Annotated in this window: 17 protein-coding genes; 6 read left to right on the top strand and 11 right to left on the bottom strand. The window is 67.2% G+C overall.

The window, feature by feature from the left end; genetic code table 11:
- Positions 1–21: 21 nt before the first annotated feature.
- Entirely contained in the window at positions 22–2514 is a 2493-nt protein-coding gene (pheT, locus tag AC4LGL_RS22790; RefSeq protein WP_491840741.1) for a phenylalanine--tRNA ligase subunit beta, read from the bottom strand.
- Positions 2514–3557, bottom strand: coding sequence for a phenylalanine--tRNA ligase subunit alpha (gene pheS, locus AC4LGL_RS22785; RefSeq protein ID WP_491840740.1), 1044 nt, complete (start codon positions 3555–3557; stop codon positions 2514–2516). The genes pheT and pheS overlap by 1 nt, the downstream gene beginning before the upstream one ends.
- Positions 3558–3625: 68 nt before the next feature.
- On the opposite strand from pheS, the gene AC4LGL_RS22780 reads away from it, so the two are divergent.
- A complete protein-coding gene (locus AC4LGL_RS22780; protein WP_491840773.1) occupies positions 3626–5203 on the top strand; it encodes an FMN-binding glutamate synthase family protein in 1578 nt (525 codons plus the stop codon).
- Positions 5204–5215: 12 nt separating this feature from the next.
- On the opposite strand, the gene AC4LGL_RS22775 is transcribed toward AC4LGL_RS22780, so the two are convergent.
- Entirely contained in the window at positions 5216–6103 is an 888-nt protein-coding gene (locus AC4LGL_RS22775; protein ID WP_491840739.1) for an adenylate/guanylate cyclase domain-containing protein, read from the bottom strand.
- A 227-nt stretch (positions 6104–6330) separates the two neighbouring features.
- On the opposite strand from AC4LGL_RS22775, the gene AC4LGL_RS22770 reads away from it, so the two are divergent.
- Both AC4LGL_RS22770 and AC4LGL_RS22765 read left to right on the top strand, forming a co-directional pair.
- Positions 6331–7350, top strand: coding sequence for an oxygenase MpaB family protein (locus tag AC4LGL_RS22770; protein WP_055114740.1), 1020 nt, complete (start codon positions 6331–6333; stop codon positions 7348–7350).
- A gap of 27 nt (positions 7351–7377) precedes the next feature.
- Positions 7378–8616 carry an acyl-CoA dehydrogenase family protein gene (locus tag AC4LGL_RS22765; RefSeq protein ID WP_064881034.1) on the top strand — a complete coding sequence of 413 codons (1239 nt, stop codon included), beginning with the start codon at positions 7378–7380 and terminating at the stop codon, positions 8614–8616.
- 9 nt (positions 8617–8625) lie between these two features.
- Here AC4LGL_RS22765 and AC4LGL_RS22760 read toward each other — a convergent pair whose 3' ends face one another.
- Genes AC4LGL_RS22760 through AC4LGL_RS22750 form a run of 3 tightly spaced genes read right to left on the bottom strand, consistent with a single transcriptional unit; the run spans position 8626 to position 10830 of the window.
- A complete protein-coding gene (locus tag AC4LGL_RS22760) occupies positions 8626–9030 on the bottom strand; it encodes a RidA family protein (protein WP_491840738.1) in 405 nt (134 codons plus the stop codon).
- 49 nt (positions 9031–9079) lie between these two features.
- Complete coding sequence (locus AC4LGL_RS22755; RefSeq protein WP_491840737.1) at positions 9080–9829, bottom strand: IclR family transcriptional regulator; 750 nt, start codon at positions 9827–9829, stop codon at positions 9080–9082.
- The gene (locus AC4LGL_RS22750; protein ID WP_491840736.1) at positions 9826–10830 is read right to left on the bottom strand and encodes a sugar kinase; all 1005 of its coding nucleotides are present in this window, start codon (positions 10828–10830) and stop codon (positions 9826–9828) included. The genes AC4LGL_RS22755 and AC4LGL_RS22750 overlap by 4 nt, the downstream gene beginning before the upstream one ends.
- 162 nt (positions 10831–10992) lie before the next feature.
- Here AC4LGL_RS22750 and AC4LGL_RS22745 point away from each other — a divergent pair, with 162 nt between their 5' ends.
- Both AC4LGL_RS22745 and AC4LGL_RS22740 read left to right on the top strand, forming a co-directional pair.
- Positions 10993–12300: an amino acid deaminase gene (locus AC4LGL_RS22745; protein WP_491840735.1), complete on the top strand. Its 1308-nt coding sequence runs from the start codon at positions 10993–10995 to the stop codon at positions 12298–12300.
- Between the two features lie 98 nt (positions 12301–12398).
- Positions 12399–13028 carry a bifunctional 4-hydroxy-2-oxoglutarate aldolase/2-dehydro-3-deoxy-phosphogluconate aldolase gene (locus tag AC4LGL_RS22740; protein WP_491840734.1) on the top strand — a complete coding sequence of 210 codons (630 nt, stop codon included), beginning with the start codon at positions 12399–12401 and terminating at the stop codon, positions 13026–13028.
- A gap of 45 nt (positions 13029–13073) precedes the next feature.
- Here the strand turns inward: AC4LGL_RS22740 and AC4LGL_RS22735 are convergent, their stop codons facing one another.
- The 5 genes from AC4LGL_RS22735 to infC all read right to left on the bottom strand — a co-directional run bounded on the left by AC4LGL_RS22735 (position 13074) and on the right by infC (position 15693).
- On the bottom strand, positions 13074–13514 hold the full coding sequence (locus tag AC4LGL_RS22735; protein ID WP_491840733.1) for a hemerythrin domain-containing protein: 441 nt from the start codon (positions 13512–13514) through the stop codon (positions 13074–13076).
- A gap of 122 nt (positions 13515–13636) precedes the next feature.
- On the bottom strand, positions 13637–14380 hold the full coding sequence (locus AC4LGL_RS22730) for a TrmH family RNA methyltransferase (protein ID WP_491840732.1): 744 nt from the start codon (positions 14378–14380) through the stop codon (positions 13637–13639).
- 23 nt (positions 14381–14403) lie between these two features.
- A complete protein-coding gene (rplT, locus tag AC4LGL_RS22725) occupies positions 14404–14793 on the bottom strand; it encodes a 50S ribosomal protein L20 (protein ID WP_003885175.1) in 390 nt (129 codons plus the stop codon).
- Between the two features lie 40 nt (positions 14794–14833).
- On the bottom strand, positions 14834–15028 hold the full coding sequence (gene rpmI, locus AC4LGL_RS22720; RefSeq protein WP_301679260.1) for a 50S ribosomal protein L35: 195 nt from the start codon (positions 15026–15028) through the stop codon (positions 14834–14836).
- Between the two features lie 23 nt (positions 15029–15051).
- On the bottom strand, positions 15052–15693 hold the full coding sequence (gene infC, locus AC4LGL_RS22715; protein WP_491840731.1) for a translation initiation factor IF-3: 642 nt from the start codon (positions 15691–15693) through the stop codon (positions 15052–15054).
- A 227-nt stretch (positions 15694–15920) separates the two neighbouring features.
- Between infC and AC4LGL_RS22710 the strand changes: the two genes are divergently transcribed.
- Positions 15921–16280, top strand: coding sequence for a DUF1844 domain-containing protein (locus tag AC4LGL_RS22710; RefSeq protein WP_491840730.1), 360 nt, complete (start codon positions 15921–15923; stop codon positions 16278–16280).
- Positions 16281–16310: the final 30 nt, after the last annotated feature.

Raw genomic sequence — 16310 nt, 5'->3', positions numbered from 1 at the left:
GCGCACGCTCGCGGTGCTGAATCAGCCCCGCAGGACGGCGCCGACGCGCTCACCGGCCACCACGACCGCGGCATCGCGGGCGGCGCTGGCCTCGTCCTCGGTCAGCGTCCGGTCGGAAGCCCGGAACCGCAGCGCCAGAGTCAGCGACTTACGCCCCTCCCCGATCTGCGGGCCGGTGTAGACGTCGAACAACCGGACGTCCTCCAGCAGCTCGCCGGCCCCGTCACGGACCGCATCGACGACGGCAGCCGCGGCCACATCGTCGGCCACGATCACGCTGATGTCCTGGAACACGGCCGGGAACGGCGACACCTTCGGCGCAGGCAGCGCCTCGACGATCGGTACGGCATCGAGGTCGAGTTCGACGGCACACGTGCCCTTCGGCAGCCCCGTCCGCTCGACGACCGCAGGATGCAATTGACCGGCGTAGCCGACGATCGTGTCGCCCACGAGCACCTCGGCACAGCGGCCGGGATGCCATGGCAGTTCCTGGGCCGCGCGGAGGGTGAATTCCACCCCGGCGGCGCGGCCGATCACCCGTACCGCCTCGAACGCGTCGGCGGCCTCGACCGGACGTCCCGGACCCCAGGGCCCCGCGGGCTCCCGCAGTCCGGTCAGTACCGCCGCGACATGCTGCGGCTGATGCGGCAGCGACGCGTCGAGCCCGGCGATCTCCTCGTCGGTGGGCCGACGGTCATTCGGGATGCGCTCGACGGATCGGGTCTGCTCGGTCGGGTGCACCACCTGCTGAATCCCGAACAGCGCCACATCGGCGGCACCACGGGAGACGTTGCGGCCCAACGCTTCAAGCAATCCGGGCAGCAACGTGGTGGCCAGCTGCGGCCGATCGGCCTCCAATGGGTTGAGCACCCTGGCGGCGTTGCGGCGGACATCGTCGGCGGCCAGACCCCAGGCGTCGAACACGCCGGCGGGCAGGAACGGTGTGGGCAGGACCTCGACGAACCCGGCCAGGGCGAGCGACTTGCCGATGGCACGGCGACGCTTCTGGACGGGGGTCAGGCCACGACCGGCCGGCGCGGTCGGCAGCACCGACGGGATGGACTCCAAACCCTCCAGTCGCAGCACCTCCTCGACAAGGTCGGCACGCTGACGCATATCGGGCCGCCAACTCGGCGGCGTGACGGTGAGCACGTCGGAACCGGTGACTTCGGCACCGATCTGGATGAGCCGCCGCGCCGTGGTGCCTGCGGCGTAGTCGACGCCGGCGGTCCGGTCGGGCAGGTCAGCGGGGATCTCGACGGCCGGTTGGGACCAGTCGGTGCGCCCGTCCACCCGCCAGTCGGTGAGCTTCGGTTCGACGGTTCCGCCGGCGATCTCGGCCAGCAGGGTTGCGCAACGATCAAGTGCGGCAACCGAAATGGCCGGGTCAACCGAACGCTCGTAGCGGCGGCCGGCCTCACTGGCCAGGTGCAGTCGACGCTGGGTGCGCGACACCGCGGCCGGATCCCACACCGCGGCTTCCAGCAGCACGTCGGTGGTGGAATCGCGCACCTCGGTGGTGCCCGCGCCCATGACGCCGCCGATTGCGGCGGTCGCGACGTCGTCGACGATCAACACGTCAGCCGAGTTCAAGGTGCGCTCGACATCGTCGAGGGTGACCACCTTCTCGCCGTCGCGGGCGAACCGCACATCGAAGCCGCCGGTGATCAAGCTGCTGTCATGCGCGTGCATCGGGTGACCGAGTTCGAGCATGACGTAGTTCGTCACGTCGACCGCCGGGGAGATGGCGCGGATACCGCTGAGCATCAACCGACGCTGCATCCACCACGGCGACACCGCCGCCGGGTCGATGCCCGTGACCGGGCGCAGCCCGAAACGTTGTACCCCGGTGCCAGGCTGGACGGTCAGCGGCCAGGCCTCACCCTCGGCAGGCAGTGGTGTCACGTCGGCCAGATCGACGAAATCCAGGTTGTTGGCGCAGGCGATCTCGCGGGCCAGTCCACGGACCGACAGGCAGTAGCCGCGGTCCGGCGTGATCGCCAGATGGAACACCACATCGTCGAGGCCGAGGACGTCGGCGGCCGGGGTGCCCGGCTCAGCCGTGCCCTCGGGCAGGACCAGGATGCCTGCGCCCTCGACACCCAGGTTCATCTCCGACGCCGAGCAGATCATTCCGTCGGAAACCCGGCCGTAGGTCTTGCGCGTGGCGATTGTGAAGTCACCAGGCAGCACGGTGTCGGGGAGCGCCACCACGACCAGATCACCGACAGCGAAATTCGTTGCACCACAAACGATATCGCGGAATTCACCGTCGACATTCCGGACGCCGACGTCGACCTTGCAGGCCCGGATCGGCTTCTTGAACTCGGTCAGTTCCTCGATCGCGGCGACCCGGCCGACGGTCAGCGGACCACTCACCGGACCGATCGGGATGATCTCCTCGACCTCATGACCGATCCGGATGAACGTCTCTTCGAGCTCCTCGACGGACGCATCCCAATCCGGGGCACCGGCGCGGACGGCCTCACGCAGCCAGCTGAAGGGAATCCGCATCAGGCACCGACCCCGAACGGCAGCGAGAAGCGGACGTCACCCTCGACCATGTCACGCATGTCAGGAATTCCGTTGCGGAACTGCAGGGTTCGCTCCAATCCCATACCGAAGGCAAAGCCGGAGTAGACGTCGGGGTCGATACCGCAGGCGCGCAACACATTCGGGTTGACCATGCCGCAGCCGCCCCACTCGACCCAGCCGGGGCCGCCCTTCTTGCCGGGGAACCAGATGTCCACCTCGGCCGACGGTTCGGTGAACGGGAAGAAGTGCGGACGGAACCGGGTGCGCCCCTCCGGTCCGAACTGGGACCGTGCGAATGCGTCCAGCGTGCCGCGCAGATTCGCCATGGTCAGACCCTTGTCCACAGCCAACCCCTCCACCTGGTGGAAGACGGGCGTGTGGGTGGAATCGAGTTCGTCGGTACGGAAGGTCCGCCCGATCGACACGACGTAGACGGGCAGATCGCGTTCGAGCAATGCGCGGATCTGGACGGGCGAGGTGTGGGTACGCAGCACCTGCCGCGACCCGTCCGGGGCGACCTGGAAGGTGTCCTGCTCACTCCGCGCCGGATGGTCCGGCGGGAAGTTGAGCGCGTCGAAGTTGAACTGCTCGGTCTCGACCTCAGGGCCCTCGGCCAGTTCCCAGCCCATCGCCACGAAGGTGTCTGCGACGTTCTCCGCCAGGATCGTGATCGGGTGCCGGGCGCCCACCGGCTGCCGCGTCGAGGGCAGCGTCACATCGATGCGTTCGGCGACCAGCACCGCGGCGTCGCGCTCGGCCCGCAGCGCGGCCAGCCGCTCGTCGTACGCGCGCTGGGCCTCGCCGCGGGCGACGTTGACCCGCTTGCCGGCGTCGGCGCGGTCGGCCTTCGGCAGCGTCGCCAGCGCCTGCCGAGCCAGGGCGATCGGGGCACGATCGCCGAGGTGCTCGGTCTTGGCGCGCGCGAGCGCGTCGAGGTCACCGGCCAGCTCAAAGGCATGCCGGGCCGCGCTGACGGCTTTGGTCAGGGCTTCTTCTGAGAGATCACTGGGCTGCTCAGCCACCCGGCGATCATAGGCGATGGCCTGATCAGGCTTCGAATCCGTTTCCACCGGTTAGCCTTCAGGCCGTGCTGATCCGTCCCCTCATCGTCATGGGCGTCTGGGCTATTGCGGCGCTCACCCTGGCCGCAGCGGTGTTCTTCAGCAGTGGCTGGGCGGTCGCCACCGTCGCACTGACAGCGCTGGCGGCGCTGGGCACCTGGGACCTGCTGCAGACCCGGCACACCATCCTGCGGTCCTACCCGATCCTCGGCCACGTGCGATTCCTGATGGAGCTCATCCGGCCCGAGATCCGCCAGTACTTCATCGAGTCCAACACCGAGGCTGCGCCGTTCGACCGCGAGACCCGGGATCTGGTCTACGAACGGGCCAAAGCCACCAAGGGTGATGAACCGTTCGGCACCGAGCGCGACGTCAATGCACCCGGATACGAATTCCTGCGGCACTCGATCCGGGCCCGCTCGGCGGAAGACCTGGCGCCCCGAGTGCGACTCGGCGGCCCCGAGTGCGTACAGCCCTACGACATCGCCCTGCTCAATGTCTCGGCGATGAGTTTCGGGGCCCTGTCGGCCAACGCGATCGAGGCGCTGAACCGGGGCGCGGCCCGCGGCGGGTTCATCCACGACACCGGCGAGGGCGGCATCAGCCCCTACCACCGCAACGGTGGCGATCTGGTCTGGGAGATCGGCTCGGGATACTTCGGCTGCCGAGACGCCGACGGGCAGTTCGACCCCGAGGCGTTCGCCGCCAAGGCCACGTTGCCCGAGGTCAAGGTCATCTCGATCAAACTGTCCCAAGGTGCCAAACCCGGTCTGGGCGGTGTGTTGCCCGGCGCCAAGGTCAGCCCCGAGATCGCGGCCACCCGGGGCGTACCGGTGGGGCGCACCGTGATCTCACCCCCAGCCCACAGCGCGTTCAGCACGCCCACCGAATTCGTCGGCTTCATCGACACACTGCGCCGCCTGTCGGGCGGCAAGCCCGTCGGGTTCAAGCTGTGTGTCGGGGCCCGCAGCGAATTTCTGTCCATCTGCAAAGCAGTCCTGCAGACCGGCATCGCGCCGGACTTCGTCATCGTCGACGGCTCCGAGGGCGGGACCGGCGCGGCACCGCTCGAGTTCGAGGACCACGTCGGCATGCCGCTCACCGAGGGCCTGATGATGGTGCACAACTGCCTCGTCGGCACCGGGTTGCGCGATCGCATCAAGATCGGCGCGTCGGGCAAGGTGGCCAGCGGCGTGGATATAGTCAGCCGCATCTGCCAGGGTGCCGATTTCACCATGTCCGCCAGGGCCATGATGTTCGCGGTGGGCTGCATCCAGGCGCTCAAATGCCACACCAACCACTGCCCCACCGGCGTCGCCACCCAGGACCGTGCCCGCGCCCGGGCCCTCGACGTCGGGGACAAATCGGCGCGGGTATTCAATTTCCAGCGCGAAACCGTGGCCAGCGCCGCGCAGATCGTGGCCTCGATGGGGTTGTCCGGCTTCGGCGACCTGTCCCCTGCCATGCTGAACCGCCGGATCGACGGCCTGGGCAGCCGCACCTACGCCGAAATCTACGAGTGGCTCATGCCCGGCGAACTGCTCGAAGACCCACCGGAATCCTGGCGGTCGGACTGGGTGGAATCGTCGGCCGCCGAATTCGCCTGATCGCCCCGCGGCTCAGCCGGCCGGCGACTGCCCGGAGGTTTTCACCCGGTACATCACCAGATCCTCGGGCACACCCTCCGGCTTCACCGAAAAGATCTGCCGCCGTTCACGTTTGACCGTCACCCCGAGAGTGGTGAGCTCGCCTTCCGAGATGCCCTCCAACGTGGTGTGCGAGATCATCAAGCCACCCTTGGCAGCCCGTTCCATCACGCGAGCGGTGATGTTGACGTCGATGCCGAGCCAGTCCGACCCGATGCGCTGCGGACGCCCGGTGTGGATCCCGACCCGCATCCGCGGTGCGTAACCGTCCACGTCGATGTTCTTGACACCCTCGCGCGCCACGAGCATCGCCCGCAGGGCGGTTTCCGGATCGGAGAACACCGCCATCATGCCGTCGCCCATGCGCTTGACGATGTGACCGCCGGCCTCGAGTACCGGAGGTTCGATCACCTGGGCCACCCGTCGCAGCAGCCGCAACGTGGCGTCATCGCCGGCGCGCAGCGACCACGACGAGAAACCGACCAGGTCGGTGAACGCCAGCGTCACCTCGGGATTCGCCGGGGTTCCCGAGACCCGTTCGGTCAGCGCCTGCCAGACCTGTAGCGCACCCAAGCTCACCTCCCGTGAGGCGGCATCACGGTCCAGGAGCCGGTCGGCCACGCGCGCGGCCGCCCTGGGTCCGCCCTCTCCGGCAGCCGAGAGCCGGTCACCGAAATCAGGATCCCCCGGCAACGCCCGCCGCGCCCGCCGGACCAGATCGACGACGGCCGGGCTGCGATTGGTGCGTTGCAGCCAGCCCAACGGACCCGGCAACCCGGGTGCCTTCGCAGGGCGCTGCTGTGGCGCCTGCTCGATATCCCCGACCTCGCCGGACGGGTCATCGAACGGCTCGCCATCCACAGCGCAAGAGTAAGTGGCGCGCAGACCGAGCGGCAATCGCGCCACGAGCGGGTTAGCCCACACTCCCCCGGCGTCGGCAAACCGGCCTGGTCACGGCCCTGTGGCGCCCCGGTAGCCGCCGAATAACAGTGCGCAGCGACGCGCCGTGGCTTCGTAGACAACACACGTTGTCACTACTATCGTGAGCTCAGCTGTGATTCACGTCATGACGAGTCAACGAGGACGCAATGACCACACGAGCCACCACCAGCGAGCACGATCCACTCGGCCCGGATTCGCTGACCTGGAAGTACTTCGGCGACCTGCGCACGGGGATGCTGGGCGTCTGGATCGGAGCGATCCAGAACATGTATCCCGAACTCGGCGCCGGGGTCGAGGAGCATTCGATACTGCTGCGCGAACCCCTACAGCGGGTGGCCCGCTCGGTCTACCCGATCATGGGCGTCGTCTATGACGGCGACCGGGCGGCCGACACCGGCGCGCAGATCAAGGGTTTTCACCACACCATCAAGGGCGTCGACGGCCAGGGCCGGCGCTATCACGCACTGAACCCTGAGACGTTCTATTGGGCGCACGCCACGTTCTTCATGCTCATCATCAAGACCGCGGAGTATTTCTGCGGCGGGCTGACCGAGGCCGAGAAATGCCAGCTCTTCGACGAGCATGTGCAGTGGTACCGCATGTACGGCATGAGCATGCGGCCCGTTCCGAAGACCTGGGACGAGTTTCAGGAGTATTGGGACGCCAAGTGCCGCGACGAGCTCGAGATCAACCGGGCCACCCTCGACATCTTCACCATCCGGATCCCCAAACCGTGGTTCGTATTGATGCCGACGCCGGTGTGGGACCAACTGTTCAAACCCCTTGTCGGCGCGCAGCGCTGGATCGCGGCCGGCCTGTTCGACCCGGCGGTGCGGGAGAAGGCCGGGATGCGCTGGACACCCGGCGACGAGGTCCTGCTGCGAATCTTCGGCAAGATGGTCGAGTTGGCATTCGTCGCGGTGCCCGACGAGATCAGGCTGCACCCGCGCGCCCTGTCGGCCTACCGCCGCGCCGCCGGGAAACTACCGGTCGACGGCCCCCTGGTCGAAGCGCCTGGCTTCATGGCTCCGCCCCGCGACCGCCGCGGAATGCCGATGCACTACCTGCCACGCCACAAGACCCTGCTGGACCGGGCCGGCGCGTTGGTGCACACCACGTTCTCACTGCCGGCGCTGCGACGGCCCGCCAGGCGCAGTGCGGCCTGACTTTTGACACCTGTCTAAGCTGTCGAGATGCTTGATTGGTCTGACGTCGACATTGCTGTCCGGGACGCAGTACGCGAGTTCGTGGACAAGGAGATCCGGCCCCACCTCGATGAGCTGGAAAGCGGCGACATGGAGCCGTACCCGATCGTGCGAAAGCTCTTCGCCACGTTCGGTATTGATGCCCTCTCCAAGGAATCGCTGGACAAGCGGCTGGAGAAGCTGCGCAGCGGTGACAGCAAGCCGTCGGGCGCCCGCGGTGGAATGTTCGGCGGCAGCGGTTCGCCGGGTATGGGGTTCGTCCTGATCAGCGAACTGTGCCGGGTGTCGATGGGCCTGGTCACCGGCCTCGGGGTCAGCTTGGGCCTGACGGTGTCGACGATCCAGAGTCGCGGCACCCTGGCCCAGCAGGAACGCTGGCTGCCCGGCCTGGTGACCTACGAGAAGATCGGCGCATGGGCGATCACCGAACCCGATTCGGGCTCGGATGCCTTCGGCGGCATGAAGTCCTACGTCACCCGTGACGGCGACGACTACATCCTCAACGGCCAGAAGACCTTCATCACCAACGGCCCGGACGCCGATGTGGTGGTCGTCTACGCGAAGTTGGACGAGGGTGACGGCGCGGACAAGCGCAATCGGAAGGTATTGACCTTCGTCCTGGACCGCGGCATGGAAGGCTTCGTGCAGTCGAAGCCGTTCCGCAAGATGGGTATTCACTCATCGCGCACCGGCGAGCTGTTCTTCAACAACGTCCGGCTGGGCCGCGACCGGCTGCTCGGCGAGACCGAAGGGTCCGACGAAGGGGCCGACGAAGGGCGGGCCAGCGCCCGGTCGAACTTCTCGGCCGAACGCATCGGGGTGGCCGCGATGGCGCTGGGCGTGATCGAGGAATGCCTGCGGTTGAGCGTCGACTACGCCAAGACCCGCACCCTGTGGGGCCAGGAGATCAGTCAGTTCCAGCTGATCCAACTCAAGCTGGCCAACATGGAAGTGGCCCGGATGAACGTGCGCAACATGCTGTTCCGCGTCATCGAATCCGCCGAGAAGGGCGTCTCGATCTCCCTCGCCGAGGCCTCCGCGATCAAGTGGTACTGCTCGCAGGCGGCCACCGATGTCGCGATGGAAGCGGTGCAGCTGTTCGGCGGCAACGGCTACATGACCGAGTACCGGGTGGAGCAGTTGGCCCGTGACGCGAAGTCGCTGATGATCTACGCCGGCAGCAACGAGGTGCAGATCACCCATGTGGCACGGGGTTTGCTCAGCTAGCGGGCTCGGTCACCCCACGACGGCGAGGGCGTCGATCTCCACCAGCATGACCTCGTGCGGGAGGCCGACGAATACGGTTGTCCGGCAGGGCAGCTGGTCGGACTTCACGTTCTCGGCGACGAACTCGCCGTACACCTCGTTCATGGCCGTGAAATCCTCGCGCTTGGTGAGATAGACCCGGAACATCAGGACGTCGTCGACGCCTGCACCACCGGCCGCCAGGATCGCCTTGACGTTTTCCAGCGTCCGGCGGGTCTGCGCTTTGACGTCGCCTTCGCCGATGTATGTGTTGGTCGCGGGGTCCATCGGTCCCTGCCCCGACACCTGCAGCAATCCGCCCTTGCGGATGCCCTGACTGAAGGTGTGAGCGGGGGCCGGGGCCGCGTCGGTGCGGATGACCTGCGAATCAGACACGGTGGAATCTCCTCTGTGTTTCGGTGTTTTCGATGATTATCGATCGGGGTTACAAAGGGGGCCGGTAACCACATTCGGCCGAGATGCGTTCACCCACCGCCTGCAGCGGCGGCAGCAGTTCGAGGACCTGGTCGAAGGGCAGCACCACATCGGGCACCGAGACGGAGACTGCCGCAACGACACGACCGTTCGCACCGCGGATCGGTACCCCCACGCAATTGATCGACGGCTCGTTCTCTTCGCGATCTTGCGCCCAGCCTTGCGCGCGCACGGTCTCGATCTCCCGCAGGTACGCCTCAGCCGTCGTGATGGTGTTGGCGGCGCGCCGGGTGAAGTCCATCGTGGCGACCATCCGGCGCAGTTCGGCATCGGACAGGTCGGCGAGAATCACCTTGGCGACAGCGGTCGAATTCAGGTTGGCGGTCAAGCCGATTCGCGAGTACATGCGGATCTGGTCGTGCGATTCGAGCTTGTCGATATAGACGATGTCGCCACCTTCCATCGCGGCGAGGTGAGTGGTGCGGCCGTACTCGCGATTGAACTCGACGAGGTACCGCGAAGCGATCTGGCGGATCTCCCGCTGGTCGGTGCCGTGTGCGGCGAGCTCGAAGATCCGTGATCCGAGGTGATAGCGGTTGTTGTTGTCGCGGAACGTGAACCGCTCGTCGGACAACGTGCGCAGCAGCCTCATCACGGTGGTCTTGTGCACATCTGTGGCGGCCGCCAGCTCGTCGAGGCCGGCCGGGCCCTTGCCCAGCTGAATCAACAGTTGCAGTGCCCGTCCGACACTTTGGCTCACCGCCGGCTCCCGCACACCATGAATCCGGCCTCGCTCACCGTCGTCGCAGCCCACTCCCCGTCCGTGCAGTCGAGCAGATGCTCGACCGCTGCGTCAGGCGGCGGCGGCGCCGAATCAGCCACGACGGTAAGGGTGACGGCGGCTCCGATGTGGCCGCGCCGCAGACATGATTCCGGATCCTCACCGAGCACGACGCCGCTGAGAAAACCGGCCGCGAAGGCATCACCCGCACCGACAGGCTCCACGACCTCGACGCGAAGGGCCGGAACGGCGATCACGGTGCCGGTCCGGTCGACCGCCAGCGCCTGCTCAGCACCGTCCTTGATAACCAGGGTCCCCGGATTCGGCAGGATACGACGCAGCGCCGCCGGATCGTCGGTTCCCATGACGCGGAGCGCCTCGTCGGCGCCCACCAACACCACGTCCGCCAGGTTGGCCAGCGCAATCACCTCGGCGGTGTCGCCGTCGGGCCACAGCTGTTCACGCCAGTTCACGTCGAAACACACCGGCCCGTCGATGCCAGGTCGGTCGGTGAGCAACCGGCGCATCATGGCCCGACACGTCGGCGACAGGGCAGGCGTGATGCCGCTGCAGTGCACCACTGATGCATGCGCGAACGCGGCCACAACCGCCGGTGCGTCGAGGAATTCGGGTGACATCGCCGACGCCGCCGACCCCGTCCGGCTGTACCGGCTGACGCTGCTCGGCGCCCCGTTCGTGTCCGGCGCGGCCACCTTCGAGTAGTGCCCGGTGGGCCGCGCAGGATCGATCTCGACCGCGGAGATGTCGACGCCGCGCGCGGTCAACTCGGATGTGATCAGTGCGCCGTAGGCGTCGTCGCCGAGCCGGCCGATGAACGAGGCGGGGATGCCCCAGGCGACGAGTCCGGCCGCCACGTTGGCTTCCGCACCGGCCAGGTGGAGTTCGGCTTGAGCACCGGCCAGCACCAGCGGTTCACCGAGGCAGGCGACGCCGGCAGTGGGTGCGGGCAATTCGGGCACTGCGGTCCTTGGGGTCAGACGATTGACGCGGTGTCGTCAATCATGTTAGACAGATCACACATAAATTTGCAACTCTGATTGCATCAGATGCAACAGAGCAGCTCACGCTGGTTGCCACGCAACTGCCGCGAAGGAAATCACCACGGAGGACAAGGAATCGGAATGACGACGCGAGGCGAGCCACTGCTGGACAGTCGGGCATTGGACGACCTCCGCTCCGAACGCCTGTCCGTATTGGACAAGGCCCTCCCCGCCGCGGCTGACGGGCTCACCGCCGAGGAATTCCTCGCCACTCGCCCCCGCCTCTCGGCATTCACCACACCGGTGATGACACTGGACAATTCGGCGATCGAGGACAACGTGGCCGCCATGTCCGCCTGGTGCAGTGCGCACGGGGTCGAACTGGCACCTCATGGGAAGACCACCATGTCGCCGGTGTTGTGGGACCGACAGATACGCAGCGGCGCATGGGGTATCACGCTTGCCACGCCCAGCCAGGTGCGGGTCGCGGTGAGTTTCGGGGTGCGCCGGATCCAGCTCGCCAATGCCCTTGTCGACCCGGCCGCGTTGCGCTGGCTGGCCGGGGAGATGTCTGCCCGTTCCGACCTCGAGGTGATCACCTGGGCAGACTCGACGGCCACCGTCGACGCGATGAACGCGGCACTCGCCGAAACCGAGGTGGCGCGGCCGATTCCGGTGCTCGTCGAACTCGGGGCGGCCGGCGGGCGCACCGGCGCGCGTTCGGTGGACGAGGCCGCGGCGGTGGCCGAGCACCTCGCGGCGAGTGCCGTCCTGCGCCTGGCCGGGGTGTCGGGCTACGAGGGATCGCTGGCGCACGACGCGTCGGACACGTCATTGGCGCGGGTCCGGCACTACCTGGAGGACATGGCCCGGCTGCACCGGCGCATCGACGCCGCGGACCTCTACCCCGCCGAATCCGACCGATACGTGACCGCCGGCGGCAGCGCCTATTTCGATGCCGTGGCGGATGTGCTGGCCCCACTGGCCGGCGGTCAGACACACGTCGTGGTCCGCGCCGGGGCCTACATCATCCACGACGACGGCTTCTACACCGGGATCACACCGTTCCGCCGCAGTGACGAGCCCTACCGGCTGCGCTCGGCGATGCACACCTGGGCGCGGGTGGTGTCGCGCCCGGAACCGGGGCTGGCCCTGCTGGATGCAGGCAAGCGCGACGTGCCGTTCGACGAGGGTCTCCCGACGCCGCAACTGGTCGCCTCGCAGCTCGGCGCACCCGCACGTCCGCTCACGGGCGGGGAGATCGTCGCCGTCAACGATCAGCACGCGTTCCTGACCATCCCGCCCGGCTCCGACATTCACGTGGGTGACGTTGTGAGACTGGGGCTTTCCCACCCGTGCACGGCCTTCGACAAGTGGCGATGGATACCCGTCGTGGCGCCGGACGAGGCGGATCCTGTCGTCATCGACCTGATCCGCACCTACTTCTGATCCGGAGCTGTGATGCGCCCCCTGATCCGCTCGGCCGCCGTCATCACCGGCGCGACAGCCGGAGGGTCGCTGCGGCGCGGTGCAGGTGGAGGTGTGCAATGACAGAACTCGACGTCCTTCGGGCAGATCGTGTGCTCAGCGTCGTTCGGGCCGAGACGATTCCGGACGCGGCCGATCTGTGCCACGCGCTCGCGGCGGGCGGCATCCGCACGGTCGAGCTGACATTCACCACCCCCGGCGTTCTCGAGCACCTGCGCTCGTGCGCCGAATCGGTGTCCAGGGCCGGGATCACGCTCGGCGTCGGCACTGTGATGACTGCCGATCAGGCCCGCGGCGCCATCGACGCGGGTGCGCGTTTCCTGGTCACCCCCGGCCTGCGACCCGCGGTCGCCGAGGTCGCGACGGCCGGCTCGGTTCCCGTGTTCCTGGGTGCGCTCACCCCGACCGAGGTGGCGCAGGCGATCGATCTCGGATCCGCTGCGGTGAAGATCTTCCCGGCCGGCAGCGTGGGTCCGAAATACCTGTCCGACCTGCACGGGCCATACCCGGACGTCGAGCTGCTGCCGTCCGGGGGGATCGACGACGCAAACGCCAGGGCCTACCTCGATGCGGGCGCGCTCGCTGTGTGCGCGGGTACCGGCGTCGTTTCACCGGCGCATGTCGCGGCCGGAAACTGGGAGGAAATCACCAGCCGGGCACGGAGTTTCGTCGCCGCCCTGTCCCGCTGAGTCTTTTCACCACTTCAACCATTCCTGGTCCACGCCACGCGAGCGTCAGGAAATCATGTGCCGGCCCGGGTGTGCCTGCTGCCACCCGGCCATCGCGGCGTCCCAGTCGGGGCCGTCGAGCGCGGTGAGCGCAGCTGGGAAGAGTCCGTCCTCTTCTTTGGCGATGTGGACGTAGAGCTCCTCGATCTCTGCACGGATCCGCTTCTGATCGTCGGGGTCGGACAGGTCGACCACCTCGAGAAACGCAGCCAGCTCGCGGTGTTCGGCCACGAGCGGGTCGATGTGCTCGGCGTAGAGCTCGTCGGTATGCATCACCGCGAACAGCCCGTTCTCCTCACCCTGCCAGTGGGAGCGCAACTCGTCGAACATCTCCCCCAGCCGCCGGCGCGCCACGTCGAGCTCACCGCGGTCCATGGCGCGCACCGCTTCACGACCGTGGTCGACCGCGCGCTCGTGCTCGGCGATGTAATCCCGCAGCAGTGGCATGTCCCGGCATCCGCAGTATTGGCACACGACGCACCTCCCCACAGCATCGTGTCACATCACCCGAGTGGCCACTTGTGATACTCGAATCGCGAAAACCGTGCGATAAGTGGCCATTCGGCGCACTATCTGCGATGGGCGCGGGCGCTCTGATACAGGCAGATCGATGCCGCCGAGGCGATGTTGAGACTTTCGGAATGTCCGGGCATCGGAATGTGCACCCGGTGATCGGCCGCCACCGCCAGTTCGGTTGGCAGGCCGTGGGCCTCGGGCCCGAACAGCCAGGCCGTGGGCCCGGTCAGGTCCACATCATCGAGGCTGACCTCGCCGTCGATCGTGGTGGCGAGCACTCGCATCCCGGCGGCCTGCAGCTGCGCAACGGTTGCCGCCTCGTCAGGCTCGCCGATCACCGGCAGGGAGAAGATGCTGCCAGCCGACGCCCGCAGGCACTTGCTGTTGTAGGGATCGACGCTGTTGCCGGCCAACACCACCGCGTCGGCACCCATCGCGTCGGCGGCCCGGATCAACGTGCCGGCGTTGCCCGGCTCCGAGATCTGCACCGGTACCGCGATCAGCCGGGGCTCAGCGGAAAGGACGTCATCGAGGGATACTTCCGGCAGCCGGCACACCGCCACCAGGCCGACCGGTGTCACGGTGTCCGACAACGCTTTCGCCGCACGCTCGGTGACCAGCTGCACTGGCACAGCGGCCAGCAGGTCGCCGAAGCGGTCCATGGCGGCCTCGGTCGCGAACACCTCGGAAACAAGTCCGCGCCGCAACGCGGCCTCGACGAGGTTGGGTCCCTCGGCAAGGAAGCGTGCGGCGCGGCGGCGCCCGACGTGGCGCTGCAGTTTGACCGCAGCAGCCACCCGGGCAGAACGCTCGGTGAGCGTCAGGCGGCCTCTCCGGAGGGCGCATTGACATCTTCGGGAAGAGCGGCCTTGGCGACCTCGACCAGCGCGGTGAACGCGGCGGCATCGCTGACGGCGATCTCGGCCAGGTTCTTGCGGTCCACCTCGACACCGGCGGCCTTGAGGCCCTGGATCAGGCGGTTGTAGGTGATGTCGTTGGCGCGGGCCGCAGCGTTGATACGCGAGATCCACAGCTTGCGGAACTCACCCTTGCGGGCGCGACGGTCACGGTAGGCGTAGGTCAGCGAGTGCAGCTGCTGTTCCTTGGCCTTGCGGTACAGACGGGACCGCTGGCCCCGGTAGCCCTTCGAGGCCTTGAGTACGGTACGCCGCTTCTTCTGGGCGTTGAGTGCGCGCTTCACGCGTGCCATGGGATGTTCCTATTCTCGTTCGGTACGGGGAGCGGCAGGTCTAGCCGTTGAGCAACTTGTTGACACGCTTGGTGTCGTTGGCTGCAACCACGGTGCGGCCGTCAAGCCGGCGGGTGCGCTTGGAGGCCTTGTGCTCCAGCAGGTGGCGGCGGCCGGCCTTCTGGCGCACGATCTTGCCGGTCCCGGTCTTGCGGAAGCGCTTCGATGCTCCGCTGTGGGTCTTCGCCTTGGGCATGAATCCTCAGTTCTGTGTTGAAACTAGTTCTGCGTAACGTCTGGTTCTTCTGGTGCGGCTGCTGCCTGCTGCCCGCCTGGGCGCTCGGCCTGCTCTGCCGCCTTGGCGCGAGTCTTCGCGCCGCGGTGCGGTGCCAGCACCATCGTCATGTTGCGGCCGTCCTGCTTGGCTGACGTCTCGACGAAGCCGTACTCGGCGACATCGGCGCCCAGCCGCTGCAGCAACCGGTATCCGAGTTCGGGCCGGGACTGCTCACGTCCACGGAACATGATCGTCACCTTGACCTTGGACCCGGCTTCGAGGAAGCGGACCACGTGGCCCTTCTTCGTCTCGTAGTCGTGATCGTCGATCTTGGGACGCAGCTTCTGTTCCTTGACGACGGTCTGCTGCTGGTTCTTGCGAGACTCGCGCTCCTTGAGTGCCGTCTCGTACTTGAACTTGCCGTAATCCATGATCTTGCAGACCGGGGGTTTTGCGGCTGGTGCAACTTCGACGAGGTCGAGATCGGCATCCGCGGCGACGCGGAGAGCATCTTCGATGCGGACAATGCCTACCTGCTCGCCGTTCGGTCCGATCAGGCGGACTTCAGGTACGCGGATGCGCTCGTTGATGCGGGTCTCAGTGCTGATGGGGCCTCCTATGTTGGGTCTGCTGAGGAGACCCACCCATCCGCATCTCTGCCCCGAAGAACAGAAAAGCCCTGCTCAAAGCAGGGCCCAATGCCGACCGATCACGGCTTGCGCCGCCTGCAGCTCCGATGCCGGAGCACAGAACCGGTGCCCGAGGACACCGGCGACCGGACCGTTGTACCTTGTGGCCAACGGTGGGAGTGGGACTCCACTTGCTGTCCCTGACATGAGCCGGGACGGTCGCGCATGACAGTCTAGCAGGCATGACGGATCCGACCGAAATGCCCGACGAGGCGACGCCGCAGGTGCGGGAACTTGCCGACATCCCCGCAGTGGAAGTCATCACCCGGGCGGCCCTCATGTTGATGAGCGCCGCGGCCGAGAAGATCGGACTCTCTGCCGAGGACCCCGAGGATAGCCCGCACCGTGATCTCGACGAGGCCCGCCGGGTCATCACCGCACTGGCCGGGCTCGTGACGGCATCGGCCGAATATCTGGGACCGCACGCGGGCCCGGTGCGCGACGGCCTCAAGAGCCTGCAGCTGGCGTTCCGCGAAGCCAGTGCGCATCCCGACGAGCCCGGCAAAGGCCCAGGCGAGAAGTACACCGGCCCCGTCTGGTAATCACCTGGGCGGTGTCTGTGCGCGCGATTG

It is taken from the genome of Mycolicibacterium arcueilense, assembly GCF_058536225.1.
This window is presented reverse-complemented; position numbering and strand designations above follow the sequence as displayed.